Consider the following 19,080-nt stretch of genomic DNA (forward strand, 5'->3'; position numbering starts at 1 on the left):
TAAGAAAATATATTGTCAAAACGCTTATTTAAGTACATCTGCCATTGCGTTTGCAACATACTCAATGTTGTTTGTATTTAAACCAGCAACACACATACGCCCATTGCCAACTAAATAAATAGCATAATCTGACTGCAATTTAGCTACCTGCTCTGGTGTTAAACCCGTAAAGCTGAACATCCCTTTTTGGGTAGTCAAATAACTAAAGTCACGCCCTTCTACTTTACTTTCTAAAACGGCACGCAGCTGCTCACGCATTTGCTGGATACGATCACGCATGGCATACACTTCTTCAACCCACTCAGCATTTAGCGCATCATCATTCATTACAATATCTACAACATGACCACCGTGCGATGGTGGGCTTGAATAAATACGGCGTACACCAAATTTTAATTGACCAAATACACGAGTTGCTTCGTCTTCAGTTGGACAAACGACCGACAAACCACCAACACGCTCACCGTATAGTGATAAGTTTTTAGAAAAAGAGTTGCTTACAAATAAAGGTAATCCCATGTCCACAGCTTTACGGATTGCGTAAACATCTGCTTCCATGTCTTCACCAAAACCTTGATAAGCAATATCCATAAATGGCACTAAGCCTTTTTCTTGCACTAGGTTTAATACGATATCCCACTGCGCTTGTGTTAAATCAACGCCAGTTGGGTTATGACAGCATGGATGCAGTAATAAAACATCATCTTTATTTAATGTGTTGAAAAATGCAATCATTTCATCAAATTTAACACCACCAGTTTGCGCATCATAGTATGGATATTTACCCACTTCTACATCCGCATTTTCAAAAATGGCAATGTGGTTACCCCAAGTTGGATCACTGACATAACACTTAGATTGTGGAAACCACTGGTTAATAAACTCAGCGCCCACTTTTAGAGCACCCGAGCCACCAATGGTTGCAATCGTTGCTACTCTATTTTCTTCTAATACTTTAGCACCCTTACCAAACAATAGCTCTTGGCAAGCTAAGCGGTGCCCTGCTAAACCTTCCATAGGTAAGTATGGACGCGCTTTAACTGGATTTGCAATTTGTGCTTCTGCTTTTTTTACACATTCTAAAACTGGTAAAATGCCATCATTATCATAGTACACACCCACCCCTAAGTTTACTTTTTTAGGATTTTGGTCTGCTTTATATTTTTCCATTAAACCCAAAATTGGGTCACCTGCATAATAATCAACCGCTGAAAACATATTTATACTCCCGATTGTTTAATTAAAAAAATGCTACCGCCAAGAATAAACTAGAACAGTCGCTAACTCAAATCATTTTGTTGTCTTGAATTGCTTTGTAACAACCTCTGGTCGATAAAAATTATTGATAGACCATTAGTCAAAAATTTTGCCTCTATTCATTATATATTTTGGATCTAACGCCGCTTTAATCTGACGTAAATAGTCAACCTCTTCTACTGAGCGCGTATAAGTTAGATAGGGCTTTTTAGTCATGCCAACGCCATGCTCTGCAGAGACAGAACCATTATACTTTTGTACCGTTTCAAATACATATTTATTAACGGTTTGGCACTTGGCAAAAAAGTCATCTTTACTCATATTTTCTGGTTTTAAAATATTTAAATGCAAGTTGCCATCGCCAATGTGCCCAAACCAGCAAATTTCAAAATCTGGATATTTATCACTTACAATGGCATCAATATCCGCAATAAAGTCTGGCACATGAGTGATAAGAACAGAGACATCATTTTTGTATGGCGTAAATACCGAGATGGTCTCTGAAATATACTCACGCAACTTCCAAAGTTCTTCTGCTTGTGCCAAACTTTGGCTCATGACCCCATCAACAATAAACCCAGCTTCCATGCACTCTTCAAACACTTGCATGGCTGTATCCATCACTTGCTCGTATGGGGCTTCAAATTCTAGCAAAGCATAAAATGGCGTGCGTGTTTCAAATGGTGCTTGCACATGCCCGGTTGCTAATAGTTTTTCTACCGCTACTGCATCAAAAAACTCAAACGCCATTAAATCCATTTTATCGCTAAAAGCAGATAGCAACTTCATTACATGGTCAAACTCATCTACACCAAACACCATCACCGTTGGATTTTGGGGCTGACGTTCCAGTTTGATTTGCACCTCGGTAACAATACCTAAAGTACCTTCTGCACCAATAAACAAATGGCGTAAATCGTATCCCGTGGCATTTTTCATCATGCCTTTATTAAGATGTAAAATGTCACCTTTACCCGTTACCACCGTCATGCCTAACACCCATTCACGTGTCATGCCATAACGGATAACCTTAATACCACCAGCGTTTGTACCAATGTTGCCACCTATTTGGCTAGACCCAGCAGAAGCAAAGTCTACGGGATAATAAAGCCCTTGCTCTGTTGCAAAGCTTTGCAATTGCTCGGTAATCACCCCTGCTTCAACTTCTACCATACGATCAGCAGGATAAAATTTACCAATTTTATTCATTTTGTCTAGGCTAACAACAATCTCGCCATTGCTGGCAACTGCACCTGCTGACAAACCAGTACGACCACCACTTGGAGTAATGACAACACCATACTCATTTGCCAGTTTAACAATTGACTGTACTTGTTGCGTTGAGCGAGGAAAGGTAATGAGTGAGGCATTTGGCTCAAAATGTTTTGTCCAATCTTTACCCCAGTTGTCTAAACTGTCTTTATCGGTTTTAATCTGGTTATCATCAAACCCATGGTCAGTGGTAAGCTTAGTGATAATCTCATTAATGGTTTGCTGAGTACTTTGTGTCATTTATCGTCCAAAATCAATAATCCTAATCTTCATCAGTATATTATCACACTTATTATTAAAGCTAAGCATCGAGTGTGACATAAAAGCGCATATTCATGCTTAATAACCAAAAGTTATTAAGCACCAATAAAATTCATTAAAAATTAAGGCGGTTTTGACTAACATCTATTGCATTTTTTGTGTAATATAAGTAGCTTAATTAACTCAACAATTGACAATTGGAAAATCCTGTTATGACTCATTCACTTGATAAAAATAAAATCCGCTTTTTATTATTAGAAGGCGTGCATGACAACGCATTAAAAGTGTTAAAAGATGCTGGTTATACAAATATCGAGTATTTATCGCACGCTTTAGATAAAGATGAGCTAATTGAAAAAATTGCTGATGCTCACTTTGTTGGTATCCGCTCACGCACACAGCTCACACGTGAGGTGCTACAGCACGCCAAGAAACTAGTGGCGATTGGCTGTTTTTGTATTGGCACCAATCAGGTAGATTTGGATGCTGCTCGTGAACTTGGTATTCCAGTATTTAATGCGCCCTACTCTAACACACGTTCAGTTGCTGAGCTGGTATTGGCAGAAACCATTATGCTATACCGTGGCATACCAGAAAAAAATGCCGTGGTACACCGTGGCGGCTGGGGTAAATCTGCCACCAACTCGCATGAAGTGCGTGGTAAAACAATAGGGATTGTTGGTTATGGCTCTATCGGCTCACAGCTTTCTGTATTGGCAGAAAACTTAGGCATGAAAGTAATTTATCATGATGTTGTCACAAAACTGCCATTAGGTAACGCCACCCAAGTCGCCAGCTTAGATGAGCTGTTAGCTAATGCGGATGTCGTAAGTTTACATGTGCCAGATGTGCCAAGCACACGCTATATGATGAAAGCAGAACAATTTATTAAAATGAAAGAAGGCAGCTACTTTATCAATGCTGCACGTGGTACCTGTGTCGAAATTGACGACTTAGCTGCTGCAATTGAGTCTGGTAAAATTTTAGGTGCTGCAGTCGATGTGTTCCCTAAAGAACCAAAGTCAGCTGAAGAAGAATTTGTATCACCACTGCGTAAATATGATAATGTTATTTTAACACCGCACATTGGTGGGTCTACTCAAGAGGCACAAGCAAATATTGGTTTAGAGGTTGCCGAAAAATTTGTTAAATATTCAGATCAAGGTGACACAGTTACCGCGGTTAACTTCCCACATGTTACCATTCCGTTTAAAGACGGCTCACATCGCCTATTGCACATTCACCAAAACGTACCAGGTGTTTTATCGCAGGTAAACAGTTTGTTCGCAGATGCTGGTATTAATATCTTAGCGCAAAACTTAATGACAGAAGAAGACGTCGGTTATCTGATGATGGACATCGATAGTGACTACTCTGACACTGCTTTAGAAGTATTACGTGGTATCGAAGCGACCATTCGAGTACGTGTGCTTTATTAAATTGTTTTAGTTTTTTGATAAACAGCCAATGTGATTATTGGCTGTTTTTTTATGTGAATTTACAGTTTTCCTATCGTAAGAATACATGAGCCAATTTTAACATCCGTCCATTTTATTATTTTGCAAGTGATTGAGCTGAAGGACACAACCCAGTGACTTACCTTTTTAAGCAAAAAAATGGAGAAATCTAATAATAGGATATAAAATATATTGTATGCACGCTTATTGGGGGTACAAAAAAAACTGTGCTCCAAATTCGCCATTAAAGTATAAAAAAAGCAGCCCAAGGCTGCTTTTTTTATACTTTAAAGTCTGTATTTTATTGAGATACCCATTGACGGATTTTTTCACGCTCACCTTCAGATGCATTTAACCACAACTGCATAAATTGATCTAATGTAGAAGCATTTGCCTTAGGAGCCGCCTGTATAGGTGCTGCCGCTTTAACGGCTGCAATAGCCTGGTTGTTAGAATTTACGGCACTTTGCGAGCCACTAAACAACCCACCAATGGCGCCACCAACACCCGCAAGCAAACTGCCACTTGCTTGCCCGTTTTGGCTGGCTAATACACGAGAGCCTTGCATAATTGCCAACGTTGGGCTTTCAGCAAAAACTTTGGCTTCTCTGTATTTTTCTGGTTGATTTGGCATAACAAGACGATAGCTTTGGTTATCTGCCAAGTTTGCCGTTAAAGTGATGTTACCAGAACGTAGATAATCATGGTCACCATTTCTAAACTCATACAAACGATCATACTTAGCAGTAATAACCTGTGTGCCTGGCTCTAATTTAAATTGTTGTTGCGAGTTCATTAATAGGCTGCGGTTTACCGTTTGTCCATTAATCGCGGTTACCTTAATATTATCATCCACATTTAAGGTCACCTCTGCATGAGTCACTGTAACAGCCGCCATCGCTAATGCGAATGTACTTACAAATTTGGTTTTGGCATTCATGGTATTAATCCTATGTTTTTTTATCAAACGAGTCCAATTAAATTTAATTTTTTAATGCTTAATATTAAAAATCAAACGCTATATTATCATCAAAACTTAATGCTTGGGTATCTGCTATTACGTCTTCATGTATCCCTTCTAATTCAACCAATAGGCTTTGTTCATCAATAATTTTTTTGGCCTCATTAATGGTTGCTTTTGATATGTGGTTTCTTGCCAAATTAGAAAACATTGGCTGAATATAGTTTAATACAGCCATCATTTCACCAATACGGTAAGGTCCTTCTTCTAACAGATATTCAATAATACGTTCATCTAACTGCCAACCTCGGCGGCGTAAAACAGAATCTAACATCGCTTGTCTATCTGCAACATTTTGCCCGTCAGGTACTTTAAACGAAGGCGCTTGTGATAAACGGGTAACCAAATCAAAAAAGCCAAATGGTAACTCGCCCGCTGGTTTATTACCGGCAAATAATAGCTGAAAGTTTTCTTCTTTACTTCGGTTAATTAGATGGAACATTGCCTCTTGCCATTGGGCACTTTTTTCAATCACCCCAATGTCATCAATCGCAATAACGTCAAAAGCCTCTAACGAAGCGAGTACTTCGACATTGGTATATAATAAATCAGACATAGATAACGTAATTGCTGAACGCCCCATGTCAATGAGTGACTCACAAATTGCCGATAACAAATGTGATTTGCCTGTGCCAGATTCACCAAACAGATACAACTGCTGAATCATGCCAACATGGAACTGTCGAACCGCATCAACAATGGTTACCCAACCAGGCCCTGCAAAATCGCTTAAGCTGGCATCATACTTAATATCCAGATTTAAATTAAGCTGTTTTTCTTCAGGCATTGAGCTACCCCACCAACTATGGCTATATTGAAGCCTATTTTTATTAAACTAATATTGCCTATATATAACATATTTGCAAAATAAAACACAAGCCAGTAACAAAAGCAACTGGCTAAAAAATATGCGCGCACTCCATCTCTGCCTGACACACAATGGCTATTTATTGCTCGTTATTCCTCAAAAAGGTTTAACTGTTTATCACCATGATACCACTTTGATTTTAAATATGCTTGGTATAAATGGTTAAACATTACATTAATCATGGCAGAAACTGGTAACGCAATCAGCATACCCACTATCCCCAATAACGCGGCGCCAGCAAGTACAGCGAACATCACCCAAAGTGGTGATAACCCAATTTTATCCCCTAATAACAAAGGTTGTAGGACATAGCCCTCCACCATTTGCCCAACAGCAAAAGCACCGGCAATTAACCCCAGATGCACCCAATCTAGCCCAAATTGAAACAAGCCTGCAATGATGGCAGCTACAAACCCTATGCCAAAACCCAAATAAGGCACAAAGCTGGCTATCCCTGCTGTCATACCAATGATTAACCCAAGATCTAAACCAATCAGTTGCAGCTGTAGCGCATAAATAACGCCCAAAAGTACCATAACAAGCAATTGACCCTGTAAAAATGACATCAATGCTTTATCACAATCTTTGGATATTTCTATGATTTTGTTTTTATAAGCATGTGGCAACGCCTCTCGCCAAGTGTTTATCCGGCTATCCCAACCATACAAAAAATAAAACATTAATATGGGCACTAGTACCACCATGCCTGCTGTATTAACCACCTGCATACCAGAAGTGACAAGTTGTTTAGATAATGACTGGGCATCTTCCACATCATAGTTTGCCTGTAAAAATTCGACAAAAGTACTCGATATAATTTCTACCTCTACCGTTGGCAAATTAAAACCTGTATATTTTGTTACCAAGGCCTTTGCAGACTCGTTATACCATTGTATTGCAACAGGCACATACTCCCATGCCGCTTGTAGCTGCTTCCAAACAAGTGGTAAAACGCCATATAAAATAATCGCCACGGCAATAGAAATCACCGCATAAACCAGTAAGATGGATAGCCAACGAGGCAAATATTTTGCTAACCGTTTAACCAATGGATTGAAAAAATATGCCAATACAAATGCAAAAACAAAAGGAATAATGACTGCCGCAAGCTTATAAACAATCAGCAATGACAAGGCAATCACCACAATAATAAATAAGCGACGAAAAAATGGATCGATAGAAGAGTGAGACATTTTACGACCTTCTTTATTTTAAAAAATGATTTATGAATGTACTCATATTACAATGAAATGGTACGTTTATCAGGTTTTTATCAGCACCTAAACACGCAATATTACAAAAGCTAGTATCTAATTTTTAGATTGATATATCATTTATTTGTTTAATTTTAGCTGATAACTCAAACAGGCTTATACTGGCAGTTATCATTTACTTTCACTATAATACTACTTTTTTAATGCTAATTAATATAACATTAGTTATTTTTTAATAAGACAGCCAACCCCTACTCGCTATGACAGATAACCTAACAGACTCAGATAATCAACAGCACCAACGTATTGTAAATACGTTTATGAAACGTCGCACCCACATGAACAAACAAGCAGAGCAGGCATTAACTGACTCCAGCTTTAGCAAATACTTAGTTAATGTTCATTGCGATGACCCTATTGTTAATAACATTGCTAACAAAGCAGAAGAAAACCCAAAAACACACCGTTTGGCAAAAATTGAAGGTATTTCTGATGATGTTAGTGGCATTACTAACTTGCGTGCGCTATTTGCCGATACAGCAAACGGCGGTGATGCACCACTCACCTTAGAAATTGGGTTTGGTATGGGAGACTCGCTAATTGAAATGGCAATTGCCGAGCCTGCGCGTAATTTTATTGGTATTGAAGTACACGAGCCAGGTATTGGACGCTGTGCTTACTTAGCGTATGAAAATGGTCTAGACAATTTAAAAATTATCAATGGCGATGCCATTAAGTTATTGCAACAACTGCCAGAAAACCACATTGACCGCATTCAGCTGTACTTCCCTGATCCTTGGCAGAAAAAACGCCACTACAAACGCCGTTTTGTTAGCCCAGAGCGTATGGAAATCGTCACCCGTGCACTCACTCAAGGTGGCTGGTTTCACTGTGCGACAGATTGGGAAAACTACTCAGAGTGGATGCTAGAAGTTTTAGATAACTTTAACGGTTTAACCAATACCGCTGGCAAAGGCAATTTTACACCTCGCCCAGACTTTCGCCCAATGACTAAGTTTGAAAAACGTGGTATCGACAATGGGCATGGTATTTGGGATTTAATTTACAGCAAAGACTAGTTGGCAATTTTAAGGGCATGAATGTCATGAACCATGAACAAAGTTAAAGTTACATTTGTTAGCTAACACATCTATCACACTTGCGCTATACTAAAAGAATGGGAAGGACACTTTAGCACCTTGCCATTCTTTTTTTATTTTAAGCTTATCTTGAGCTTATAAAAATACAAAAGGAGCAAAAAATGAAAAAGCTCTATAGCATACCTCTTATCACCAGCCTAAGTATGGCAGCTGCGCTATTATCAGGCTGTGCGACTACCAAACTCACCCCGCAACAATGCCAAGCCCAAAATTGGCAAACAGTGGGGCTTGCCGATGGCGAAAAAGGTCGCTCTCCTAATTATTTTGGTAAATACCTTGGTGAATGTGCAGGTTTGACAGGGACACAACCCAATAGACAACTTTGGGAACAAGGGCGGCAAGAAGGCTTGAAAGCATTTTGTACCGAGTTAAACGCGTACCGATTAGGACGAGAAGGTTATCAATGGCAACCTGTATGCCCGGCAGAAACCAGCATTAAGCTAGAAAATGCTTATTTAAAAGGTAGAAATAAATACTTGTCTAACCGAGCCTATGACTATTGGGATGATTATTGGTTCCCTTCTCCGTATCACCATCATTACTGGCATCGCCATCCCTACTTTTGGTAAAGCGGTATTGATACAACCTTTGCTTATGAGTTAACCATATTTTTAAAAAACCTCTACAAAAATGTAGAGGTTTTAATTTAAATGACTCATTACCAACTATTTTTGACAACTTGATGGCAAACGTTTTTCTCCAACCCCTGCTTTTTCTGGCGAGGCACAAACCCAACCTGTTAGCTGACCTGTGTCTTTGTTATAACTTGGGGTTAACGTCATTGTTTTATCTGCATTTGCACCGCTAGAAAACTTAACTGTAATCACACCATCTTTAGCGACACTAACGGCTTCTTGGTTAAAAAACTTGCCTTGAAGTCCTTTAGCATGGGTAACAATCGCCGAGCCTATATTTGCTTTTAAGTCATCATCGGTGGGTAATCGTCCTTGCTCGGTTGCAAATAGGCCAATCTCTGTTTGCAATCCTGATGTTGCTGTAAAGCCTTCGGCTGCTTGGCTTCTTGCTGTAAAGTCATTATAAAATGGCATTGCCAAAACCGCTAAGATACCAATAATTGCAATCACAATCATGAGTTCAATTAAGGTAAAGCCGTGTTGTTTACTTTGTTGCGCTCTAAGTCTTATTCTTTCCATTTAGTTAGTCATCCCTTTATTTTCGTGTCCTTTTCTGCACAAAATCCATCTTACCACAGCATTTAGATAAACAAAAAGTCAGTTATTAACCGCTAAGGGTGACACTCTTTTTTTGATTCCTCCGTTATACACACACCACCTCTATAATCTATACTCACCACGGCTTGGCTGATGGTAGACACGCCCTCAATTGGCGTAGCGATTAACTCCCAACTATCACTCCCAATTTTACCCTGAGAGGTTACAGGCTCGATACGAATTTGATACAAAGCATCCGTAGCAGGAAACAACACTAAGTTCTGATTGCCTGTATCTTCGCTATTAAAACCGATTTTATTGATGGGTACATTGGTCACTTTTTTATAATTGAGTGTTTGAGTCTCAATATTTATTGCCATATTTTGTAGTTGTACTTTTACACGCGCCTGATTTGTGTTTTGAATATAACCTTGATAATTTGGGTATGCAAAAGCCATCAGCACCGCAATAATTGCAATGGCAATCATCAACTCTACCAAACTAAATCCCTTTCGTTTTATTTGACTGGTTACCATGGGCTGCTCCGCTCTCCACAATTTGCCAATGCCCAAACTCTCTCCACTTTAATTAGCGTATTGTTGGCACATTGTACGCCTGTACTGGTCAAGGCATAGCTATATAAACCTAATTGCTTATTATGCTGGGTGGGAGTTGCTAACATAACCCAATTTGTTGCAAGCTCGTCATTTAAAACCGTCGCTTGACCATTTTTAATCGTTTTAAGTGTGATGTGATAGTCTGCCATATCGTTTGAGCTGCCCAAAGGCGAGTTAACTGATGCAAACGCCTTATTATCATAACCATTTTTTGGCACAAACCCCCTGTAGGTTAAAGTTTGACTACGCCATGATTCTAGTTGTGCTGATAAACGCAACATATCCACCTTAACTTGTGACTGCTTTGCCGTAAGTGCATATTGCCGATAGCTGGGCATCGCTATGACGCTTAAAACAGCCAAAATAAAAAGTACTATTAATAGCTCGATTAAGGTAAAACCTGTTTGATAGCGTTTATGACTGTCATTGTTTTTTACAGGCATCTCAATACTCAGCCCATGATGTTGGATTTACTTTAATGTTGCTAATTTCGCCTAAACAATTTGGTTGGTTTGTGTTTACCAACAACTGATAATCTTGGCGATGTGTACTGACAACAGCACCCAAATTTTTTAAACAGTTAGATACTTTATCTATTTGCGTGTCTACATTCGTGTGCTTAAAACACTGCAACAGTTGTGATTGATTGATACTCGACATTGCAGGGATTAACGAAGTTGCCACCCCAGTTATATTTGCAATGCAAGCAGTTGGTAAGTTTTGGGGATGTTCATTTTTGTTTAGCTTAGTTAATGGTTGGCTTAACACAAATGATAATTGAGTAATGACTTTGCCAAGGCTATTGTAATCTTTTGGGCTATCGAGATTGCAATAGCCATTATTTTTGCCTGTATAAACATTGCCATCAATCGTTTGATGTGTGACATGGTTGACATCAAACGTTAGTTGAGATGAGTCAACACAAAAAATAAGGGACTCTCCCAATTGCATGTCATTAATTAGGTAATTAAGTAAATTGGATGAATGGTAGGCGGTGTTAGTAAATTTATGGCTGTTTTCAAAACGTAAAAACGCTTTATCATTCGCCTGAAACAGCACATTATCGACTTGTGCTGCCGCTGCAATTTTTAGGCTGCTATTGCTTTGCTTCACCGCCATAACAGAAATGGCTGACAAAACCACCAACAATAACAGCACCACAACCAAAGTTGCCCCGGTTTGGTAATGCGCTGTCCTTAGCTGTTGGTGTCTAAGTTTTGCCACTTTAACTGCCTTTTTTAACCTTTTAAATTGAGTAACATCCTTTTTACAATCAATTTAAACAACGTTTTTCTATTTATTTTTTATATCAAAAACCATTATTGTAACATTGCCATAAACGCATCTTCATTTACAATGCTAACACCTAGGCTTTCTGCCTTAGTCAGTTTACTGCCTGCTTTTTCACCTGCCAACAATGCGGTGGTTTTAGCAGACACACTGCCAGATACTTTTGCACCCAAAGCTTGCAGTTTGGCTTTTGCCTCACTACGCCCCATTTGATGAAGTGTGCCAGTAATCACCCAAGTTTGCCCTGCTAATGGCTGCGCTTGCGTTGATACTTCTGTTACTGGTTGCCAATGCACCCCTGCCTGTTGCAGTCTGCAAATTACTTCTACATTATGTTCAGCTCTAAAAAAGTCATAAACCAATTCAGCTGTCACATCGCCCACATCTGGCGTTTTTTGCAAGGTTTCAATATCTGCCTGCATAATGTGATCCAAATCACCAAATTGCTTGGCAAGGTTAAGCGCGGTACTTTCTCCTACTCCTCGGATTCCTAACGCATAAATAAATCTTGGTAGTGTCGTTGCTTTACTTTTTTCTATTGCAACCAGCATGTTTTGAACTGACTTCTCTCCCAGTTTTTCTAGCGTAGTTAATGCTTGTTGATGGTCTTTTAACTGGTAAATATCGGCAACGGTTTTAACAATGCCATGCTCAAAAAAGCTGATAAGCCAGCGCTCACCCAAGCCGTCAATATCCATTGCCTTTCGGCTCACAAAATGTATGAGTGCCTCTTGCTGCTGAGCCGGGCAATATAAACCACCACTACAACGTGCCAAGGCTTCCCCTTCTGGCAATACAACAGGCGAATCACACACAGGGCAGTTACTTGGCAAGGTAACAGCAGTGGTGTCATCTGGTCGTCTTTCATGCCATACGCGCGTCACTTTAGGAATCACATCACCAGCCCTATGCACACTTACTGTATCGCCTGCGCGCACATCTAACCTTTGAATCTCACCAAAGTTATGTAAAGTCACATTACTGACGGTCACCCCACCCACTTGCACTGGTGTCAGTTTGCCAACTGGAGTGATTGCACCTGTTCTGCCCACTTGCCACTCAATGGCATTCAATGTGGTCATCACTGTTTCGGCAGGAAACTTAAATGCAGTTGCCCAACGAGGCTCTCGGCTTAAATAGCCCAATGATTCTTGCAATGCCAGATTATTTACTTTTATAACAGTGCCATCAATTTCAAATGCTAGTCCGGCTCGTTTTTCAATAACTGACTGATAAAATGCCATTGCTTCATCCGCATTTTTAACAACCACTGTATCACTAATGGTAAACCCAAGCTGATTTAACCATTGCAAAGCGTCGTATTGAGTTTCAACCTCTTCTGGCAAGCCTTGATTAACCGAGTAGCCATAAAATGCAAGTGGACGAGATCCAGCAATCGCTGGGTCAAGCTGGCGTAAGCTACCAGCAGCGGCATTACGTGGGTTAGCAAAAGTTTTGTCACCGTTTTCTTCTGCTTGGCGGTTTAGCTTGTTAAAACCAGCTTTTGGCATTAACACTTCACCTCGTACTTCTAGCACTTCAATGTTTTTTGCTTGGGGCAATACCAAGGGCAAATTGCGTATGGTTTTAACATTTTGGGTAATGTCCTCACCAGTTTGTCCGTCCCCACGCGTTACGGCTTGAATAAACGCTCCATGTTCATACTTTAATGATACTGCCAAGCCATCTAATTTTAGCTCCATCTCATATGCTGGATTTTTGCTCATTGCGGTTGTTGGGGTTTCTGCCAACCTATCATTAACTTTACGCATAAAGTCTTTTAGTCCCGCCTCATCAAACACATTACCCAGCGATAACATAGGAATATCATGCATAACTTGAGTAAAAGCAGCCAGTGGTTTATCGCCCACTTGGTTTGTTGGGCTATCAAGCTGTACAAGATTAGGATGTTGGTTTTCTAACTCGACTAACTCTCTGCGTAATTGGTCGTATTCATTATCATCAATTTTTGGATTATCTAACACATAATAGGCATGATTATGGTCTTTTAATGCCGTGATTAGCACACGCATTTGCTGTAATATTTGTGGGTTGGTTAGCTTGTTTGACATATCTGGCTTCTAATTTTAAGTTATTATCTTTTTGGGTTTAAAGTTTTAGTTTTCAACTGGCAGTGATGAGTTTGTTTTACTTTTGCTTAGGTTGATAACATCCACAAAATTTGTGTTAAGTTTAAACAAAATGCCTGCATAAAAAAAGATGCACATGATGCACCTTTTTAATTTTTTACAACTTTATATTAAGCATGCACAGCATATGCCTATTGCAAGTAAAAATAAAAATTACTCACCATAAACTTCTTCAAGCTGCGCACGTAGTTTCTTTTTGTAGTTGGTATTAATCGGCACACTATGTTCATCTACAATGTAACCATCGAGTTCTCTGGCCATCAAAGATGCAATACTCATCATACTATCAAAACCCTGAAAAACCTTAGGATGTGGCAATGGCAAAAAGAGTATTAACCCTTTAAATTCATCATTTGCTAAAGTATTTAGGTCAAATGGTTTAACACCATCTATCCCCAGCCCCATCATACTAAACCACAACAGACCAGAGCCATCTTTTTCTTGATAACGATGGAACATGTTCATCTCGCCAAATTTAAAACCGTAGTTATCGGCAAGTTTTAGTAACTGTATACCACCAAACTTTTCAAACTCATTATTAGGTAAAATGCTAATATTTAAATTAAACTCTGCATTATGTAATGGGCTGTTTTGCTTAATTTCATTGTCAGTTTTTAGTTGTTCATCCAATACTTGGTTGTTGTTATTGGTCATATCACTTACTTCAGCCTGCTCTGGCATACTGTTGGTATCTTGTTCTATTTTATTGGTTAGTTCTGGTTGAGTGTTTTCTAAACCCGTGTTATCGCTGTTGGTTTGCGCCATGTGTGCCACTGTTGCTGCCGCTAAAGGGATACTGGTTTCGGCATACACATCATGGTTAGGCTCGTTAGCTATATTTTGCTGTATGTCTAATTCTACATCTTCTATTGCACTATCAACTTGAGGCACGTTGCCAAGTATTTCAGCTTCATGCGATTTTAATACGGTATCGTCTGCAATGTCATCGGTTGGCACATCAGGGAAGTAAACTGGTTCATGCTGTACCGCAGTGGCAGCGGCCTCATCACTATTAACCTCTCGCGTTGATTCTGCTTTATATGCTTCATCAATAGTATCCACTGTTTCAACACTTCTTTCATCAAAAGTGGCTGTGCTTTGTTCAGTGGTATTACTGGGTTCATCTGTGTTTTGTTCATCAATAGCGTCAGATACAGACTCTGAGAGTTGTTCTTGCTCTATTTCTGAGTCAAGTTGTGGCTCCTCAAACTCACGCATTTGTCTGGGTAGAACAGGGAGCCCATCTTTTTGTTGTATACCTTCTGGCAGTTTTTGCTGAGCATTGCCGACATCACTTGATTTTATACCACGCATAAACAAAGCCAAACCTGCCAGCATCATTAACACAGCAATGATAATCAGAATGAATTCGATGATAGTCATAATACATCAGCGCCTTAAAATTGATAAATTAACAAATAAAACAACAACCTAAAAATACAGTACAAAGTTACTACTTACACAAAGCTTAGTCTAGCATGCTTATTAAATATCGTCATTAAACAATTCAGTTCAAAACAATAAAATCAACCTTCTATTTAAGCTTCAATGTATTGTTCGGCTTCATCTAAACTTACACTTACCAAGCTAGAAATACCAGCATTTGGCATTGTAATGCCTTTTAACTCGTCAGCTATTTGCATAGAGAGTTTGTTGTGGCTAATAAACACAAATTGCACATCGTTGGCTAGCTCTTTAATCAAGCCAGTAAAACGCTCTACATTAGCATCATCAAGCGGGGCATCTACCTCATCAAGCACACAAAAAGGTGCAGGATGTTGTTTAAAAATGGCAAAAATTAAACTTAAAGCCGTTAAAGTTTTTTCGCCACCAGACAACACAGCTAGGCGTGCATTTTTTTTACCTTTAGGCTGAGCCATTAGCTCTAACCCTGCTCGCCATTTATCCGCCTTAGCAAGGTTCTCATCATCAATGAGTGTTAGGCTTGCTTGTCCACCACCAAATACTTTGGCAAATAGATGCGCCAGCTCATCATTCACTGAGTTTAATGTTTGCATAAACAAGGTTTTAGTTTTGCTATCAATGGTATTAATGGCATCAGTCAACTTTTCAATACTTGCCAAAATATCATCCGTTTGTTCGGTTAACGGGGCAAGTCTTTCACTCACACTTTCTAGCTCTTCCACTGCCGCTAAGTTAACAGCACCCATGCGTGATAATTGCACCTGCAAGGTCTGAAACTCTTGCTGCAACTGTTGTTGTTTGTCTGCATTAATATTGCGCCCATGTGCAATAAAATCTGCTAATAACGCGTCGCTACTCACGCCACCCGCTTTACTTTGTACTAACGCATCAACACGGTTACTTGCCTCGGCAACACGCTCTTTAGCAATGGCAAGTTTGGTGGTAAGCGCTGCAAAACTTTGCTGCATATTTGTCAAAGTAAGCTGAGCTTGGTTGGTTTGTTCTCGCTGCCTTGTATGTTGTGCTTGCAACTCGGTTAGTTGTGCTTGGTACTCGTCCACATTAATTTGCTGCTGATGGCAAGCTTGCTGTTGTACTGTTAAGGTATTTTGCAACCCGACTGTTTCTTGCTCAAGCTTTTCAATGCTTTGATTAAGTGTGACTTGCTCTTTAGCAAAACGCTCAAGTTGATTTTTAAGGTGGGTTGTTTGTCCATCAACGTGTTGGATGCTTATTTTTAGTTGTTGTTCTTGCAAATGAATGCTTTGATACGCACCATCAAGTTCTCTAATTTCATTATCTATGTGATTGCGTTCATGACGCAGTTGGCTACGTTCGGCTTCAACTTCTTCAAGCTGTTTATTAATTTTTGGCAGCTGCGTTGATAATTGTTTAAGCTGCTTAGTAACTTGCTGTTGCTCTTGCTTAATTTGTTGTTCGTCTTGGGTCAGTTGTGTTTTTTCGTGCGTTAGTCGTGTTTTATCAGCACTTTGTCTATCTAGCTTTGCACTCAGCTCAGTAATGGCTTGTTGATGGTCATGCTTTTGCTGCTTCAAATTCACGCTTTGGGCAGTATGCTCCTGTAGCACAATTTGCAACTCATCATGGCGTGAAAGACTATTTTTTAATTCCTGTTGTTTTTGTTCAATTTCATCTTCTAATTCAGTCAGTTGGTCTTCTAGCTCTGATAATCTGGCTCTTTGCTGTTCTCGTTGGCGCAAAAAGTGGCTATCGCCCGTATTTTTTGAAAATTTTGATAAATGGATAATCCCAAACTGCCCTACTAGCCAGCCTGTATTGGTTATAATAAATGCGCCACTTGGCAAATCTTCTAATTGCTTTTTAAGGCTGGATACATCAACCGAACTGGCATCTACTGCATAAAAATAAACACTTTGCCATAAAGCAAGTCTTGGCGCTTTTATCAACTTGTTAAGTGGTATGAACTGACTTTCATCTACTTTTTTAGCAACACTAGATGACACAACTGACGTTAAAACAGCATTGCCATCGCCAGATGGTTGATTGTTAGCAATAAGTTGTAATAGCGTTTCATCTTCTGAGGCGACCATCACGTCTAACCAAATTGCTAGCCAATTATCTAAACTGTCAGCATTTGCTTGCCCTAATTTTGTCAGCTCTATTTTATCGCTAAGTTTTGGTAGGCTGGTTAATAAAGCAGCGGCTGAGTTGGCGGCTGTTAATGTCTCAACAGAGGTATCATGAACGGCTGTTTTTGCAGTTTGTTTTTTTGCAAAAACCAACCCATGCAAGGTGTTGTACTCACTTGCCAAAGTGGCATGGTGTTTTTCTAACGTTTGCAATTCGTTTTGCGCATCATTAACCACCGCCTTTAGCGTATTAAACTTGTTTTGTCCTTCATCAACATGCGCAAGTACGTCCTCACTTTGGCGTAGCACACTGGCAAGCTTGTTTTGGTGTTCGTTTAAACAAGTTTCTAGAGTGTCAGTATCTTCCTGTGCTGTTATTTGCTGCCAAGCGTTATCCCAACTTTGAAAGCGGCTATTTAAGCGACTTTGTTCTTGCTGCAATCGGTTGTTAGTTTGCTCACTTAATGCTTGCTGTTTTTCTAATGTCCGTTGTTCACTTTGCAACTCATCTCGTTTTACATGGATTTGTTGCCATTGTTGGTTAAGCGGTGCTTGTGTTTGTTGCAGGTTTTTTTTACTTGTTTTTAGCTCAGTCAACTTAGGTAAAATATTAGCCAGCTGTTGATTTTCTGCGGCTTGTTGATTTACTAACGTTTGTATCTGCTCTTTGCCATCTTTTATTTGTAGGCTTAAATTGGCATGCTTGTCTGTTAACTGCTCTATCCGCACATTATGTTGTACTAACGCATATTCTGCCTGCTGATGTTTTAATTGCTCATCATGCAATTTGTCACGGGCATCATCTTTTAACCATTGTTGTTCGGTAATTTTTTCTTCTTGTTTATCAAGCTTGGTAGCCTCAACATTTACCTCATTTTGAGCCACTTCTATTTTTTGGGTCAGCGCATTATAAGCCGTTTGTTCGGTTTGCTCTGCTTGTTTGGCAACATACAGCTGATGCACCGCAAGCTCTTGTTCTATATCATTAAGCGTGTCTTTTAATTGTTGATACTTTTGCGCATTTTCTGCTTGCTGAGTAAGCGTTTTATGTTGTTTTTCTAACTCGCTACGCAAGTCATTTAACCGCTCTAGGTTTTCTTGCGCTTTAACCAGCTTTTTTTGCGTTTCATCGCGTCTGGCTTGATAACGAGAAACCCCAGCCCCTTCTTCAATAAAGTCCCTTAATTGCAGTGGGCTTGAATCAACAATACGCCCAATCATCCCCTGTTCGATAACCGAGTAACTACGCGCGCCCAGACCTGTCCCTAAAAAGATATCAACCACATCGCGTCGACGGCAGCGTGTCCCATTAATAAAGTAGTCCGACTTACCATCTTTATTTACTTGACGACGTACTGACAACTCATGATATAGGTTTAGCTCATGTCGGATGCCTGTTTGCTCATCTTGTGTGTGTTCAAAAGTTAACTCCACACTGGCAAGGCTTTTGGCAGCTTTGTCTTGCGTACCCGCAAAAATGACATCACTCATTGCACCACCACGCAGTTGCTTGGCAGAGCTTTCTCCCAACACCCAACGGATGGCGTCTATCACATTAGACTTACCACAACCATTAGGACCAACAATGGCTGTGATATTTTTAGAAAAATTAAAAGTCGTTGGGTTGGCAAATGATTTAAAGCCAGACAGTTTGAGGGATTTTAACCGCATAAATAAGTATTTTCAGAGCAAAAAAGAAGAGGATTTTAGCAGAAAATGAAAGAAATTAATAATCTTGCCTATCAATCAATTCTTCATTGCCAGAGCGTTACTTTGCTAACTCTAATTCATAATCACAACTATGT

General features: G+C 39.6%; 15 protein-coding genes. 3 read left to right on the forward strand and 12 right to left on the reverse strand.

All coding sequences use genetic code 11. The features are described from left to right. Positions 1-24: 24 nt before the first annotated feature. Together VH441_RS05715 and VH441_RS05720 are read right to left on the reverse strand one after the other, a co-directional pair. Positions 25-1,218 (reverse strand): aromatic amino acid transaminase, encoded by a 1,194-nt coding sequence (locus VH441_RS05715; protein WP_434352698.1) that lies wholly within the window; start codon positions 1,216-1,218, stop codon positions 25-27. Between the two features lie 135 nt (positions 1,219-1,353). Then, on the reverse strand, positions 1,354-2,769 hold the full coding sequence (locus tag VH441_RS05720) for an FAD-binding oxidoreductase (RefSeq protein WP_434352699.1): 1,416 nt from the start codon (positions 2,767-2,769) through the stop codon (positions 1,354-1,356). Between the two features lie 233 nt (positions 2,770-3,002). Between VH441_RS05720 and serA the strand changes: the two genes are divergently transcribed. After that, a complete protein-coding gene (gene serA, locus VH441_RS05725; RefSeq protein ID WP_434352700.1) occupies positions 3,003-4,229 on the forward strand; it encodes a phosphoglycerate dehydrogenase in 1,227 nt (408 codons plus the stop codon). A gap of 319 nt (positions 4,230-4,548) precedes the next feature. Here serA and VH441_RS05730 read toward each other — a convergent pair whose 3' ends face one another. The 3 genes from VH441_RS05730 to VH441_RS05740 all read right to left on the reverse strand — a co-directional run bounded on the left by VH441_RS05730 (position 4,549) and on the right by VH441_RS05740 (position 7,329). Beyond that, positions 4,549-5,187: a DUF2057 family protein gene (locus VH441_RS05730; protein ID WP_434352701.1), complete on the reverse strand. Its 639-nt coding sequence runs from the start codon at positions 5,185-5,187 to the stop codon at positions 4,549-4,551. Between the two features lie 64 nt (positions 5,188-5,251). Then, positions 5,252-6,055, reverse strand: coding sequence for a DnaA ATPase domain-containing protein (locus VH441_RS05735; RefSeq protein WP_434352702.1), 804 nt, complete (start codon positions 6,053-6,055; stop codon positions 5,252-5,254). Between the two features lie 170 nt (positions 6,056-6,225). Beyond that, on the reverse strand, positions 6,226-7,329 hold the full coding sequence (locus VH441_RS05740; RefSeq protein WP_434352703.1) for an AI-2E family transporter: 1,104 nt from the start codon (positions 7,327-7,329) through the stop codon (positions 6,226-6,228). A gap of 281 nt (positions 7,330-7,610) precedes the next feature. Here VH441_RS05740 and trmB point away from each other — a divergent pair, with 281 nt between their 5' ends. Then, positions 7,611-8,429, forward strand: a complete 819-nt coding sequence (gene trmB / locus VH441_RS05745) for a tRNA (guanosine(46)-N7)-methyltransferase TrmB (RefSeq protein WP_434352704.1) — start codon at positions 7,611-7,613, stop codon at positions 8,427-8,429. Between the two features lie 182 nt (positions 8,430-8,611). Beyond that, positions 8,612-9,079, forward strand: a complete 468-nt coding sequence (locus tag VH441_RS05750) for a DUF2799 domain-containing protein (RefSeq protein WP_434352705.1) — start codon at positions 8,612-8,614, stop codon at positions 9,077-9,079. Positions 9,080-9,175: 96 nt separating this feature from the next. Here the strand turns inward: VH441_RS05750 and VH441_RS05755 are convergent, their stop codons facing one another. The 7 genes from VH441_RS05755 to smc all read right to left on the reverse strand — a co-directional run bounded on the left by VH441_RS05755 (position 9,176) and on the right by smc (position 18,946). Next, the gene (locus tag VH441_RS05755) at positions 9,176-9,664 is read right to left on the reverse strand and encodes a pilin (RefSeq protein ID WP_434352706.1); all 489 of its coding nucleotides are present in this window, start codon (positions 9,662-9,664) and stop codon (positions 9,176-9,178) included. Between the two features lie 92 nt (positions 9,665-9,756). Further along, on the reverse strand, positions 9,757-10,218 hold the full coding sequence (locus VH441_RS05760) for a type IV pilin protein (protein ID WP_434352707.1): 462 nt from the start codon (positions 10,216-10,218) through the stop codon (positions 9,757-9,759). Beyond that, positions 10,212-10,742: a type IV pilin protein gene (locus VH441_RS05765; RefSeq protein WP_434352708.1), complete on the reverse strand. Its 531-nt coding sequence runs from the start codon at positions 10,740-10,742 to the stop codon at positions 10,212-10,214. Before VH441_RS05765 ends, VH441_RS05760 begins: the two co-directional genes overlap by 7 nt. Before the next feature lies 1 nt (position 10,743). Next, positions 10,744-11,523 (reverse strand): hypothetical protein, encoded by a 780-nt coding sequence (locus tag VH441_RS05770; RefSeq protein ID WP_434352709.1) that lies wholly within the window; start codon positions 11,521-11,523, stop codon positions 10,744-10,746. Between the two features lie 95 nt (positions 11,524-11,618). Next, a complete protein-coding gene (ligA, locus tag VH441_RS05775; RefSeq protein WP_434352710.1) occupies positions 11,619-13,661 on the reverse strand; it encodes an NAD-dependent DNA ligase LigA in 2,043 nt (680 codons plus the stop codon). Positions 13,662-13,892: 231 nt separating this feature from the next. Continuing rightward, positions 13,893-15,122 carry a cell division protein ZipA C-terminal FtsZ-binding domain-containing protein gene (locus VH441_RS05780; RefSeq protein ID WP_434352711.1) on the reverse strand — a complete coding sequence of 410 codons (1,230 nt, stop codon included), beginning with the start codon at positions 15,120-15,122 and terminating at the stop codon, positions 13,893-13,895. Between the two features lie 155 nt (positions 15,123-15,277). Next, entirely contained in the window at positions 15,278-18,946 is a 3,669-nt protein-coding gene (gene smc / locus VH441_RS05785) for a chromosome segregation protein SMC (protein WP_434352712.1), read from the reverse strand. Positions 18,947-19,080: the final 134 nt, after the last annotated feature.

Origin of the sequence: Psychrobacter sp. HD31, assembly GCF_051097895.1 — a bacterium.
Lineage (GTDB): Bacteria > Pseudomonadota > Gammaproteobacteria > Pseudomonadales > Moraxellaceae > Psychrobacter.

Excerpts from the sequence above, each read along its gene's own strand:
- serA (WP_434352700.1), top strand. The coding sequence starts at position 3,003 with ATGACTCATTCACTTGATAAAAATAAAATCCGCTTTTTATTATTAGAA.
- ligA (WP_434352710.1), bottom strand. The coding sequence starts at position 13,661 with ATGTCAAACAAGCTAACCAACCCACAAATATTACAGCAAATGCGTGTG.
- trmB (WP_434352704.1), top strand. The coding sequence starts at position 7,611 with ATGACAGATAACCTAACAGACTCAGATAATCAACAGCACCAACGTATT.
- VH441_RS05735 (WP_434352702.1), bottom strand. The coding sequence starts at position 6,055 with ATGCCTGAAGAAAAACAGCTTAATTTAAATCTGGATATTAAGTATGAT.
- VH441_RS05765 (WP_434352708.1), bottom strand. The coding sequence starts at position 10,742 with ATGCCTGTAAAAAACAATGACAGTCATAAACGCTATCAAACAGGTTTT.
- VH441_RS05780 (WP_434352711.1), bottom strand. The coding sequence starts at position 15,122 with ATGACTATCATCGAATTCATTCTGATTATCATTGCTGTGTTAATGATG.
- VH441_RS05760 (WP_434352707.1), bottom strand. The coding sequence starts at position 10,218 with ATGGTAACCAGTCAAATAAAACGAAAGGGATTTAGTTTGGTAGAGTTG.
- VH441_RS05740 (WP_434352703.1), bottom strand. The coding sequence starts at position 7,329 with ATGTCTCACTCTTCTATCGATCCATTTTTTCGTCGCTTATTTATTATT.
- VH441_RS05720 (WP_434352699.1), bottom strand. The coding sequence starts at position 2,769 with ATGACACAAAGTACTCAGCAAACCATTAATGAGATTATCACTAAGCTT.
- VH441_RS05755 (WP_434352706.1), bottom strand. The coding sequence starts at position 9,664 with ATGGAAAGAATAAGACTTAGAGCGCAACAAAGTAAACAACACGGCTTT.
- VH441_RS05750 (WP_434352705.1), top strand. The coding sequence starts at position 8,612 with ATGAAAAAGCTCTATAGCATACCTCTTATCACCAGCCTAAGTATGGCA.
- VH441_RS05715 (WP_434352698.1), bottom strand. The coding sequence starts at position 1,218 with ATGTTTTCAGCGGTTGATTATTATGCAGGTGACCCAATTTTGGGTTTA.
- VH441_RS05730 (WP_434352701.1), bottom strand. The coding sequence starts at position 5,187 with ATGAATGCCAAAACCAAATTTGTAAGTACATTCGCATTAGCGATGGCG.
- smc (WP_434352712.1), bottom strand. The coding sequence starts at position 18,946 with ATGCGGTTAAAATCCCTCAAACTGTCTGGCTTTAAATCATTTGCCAAC.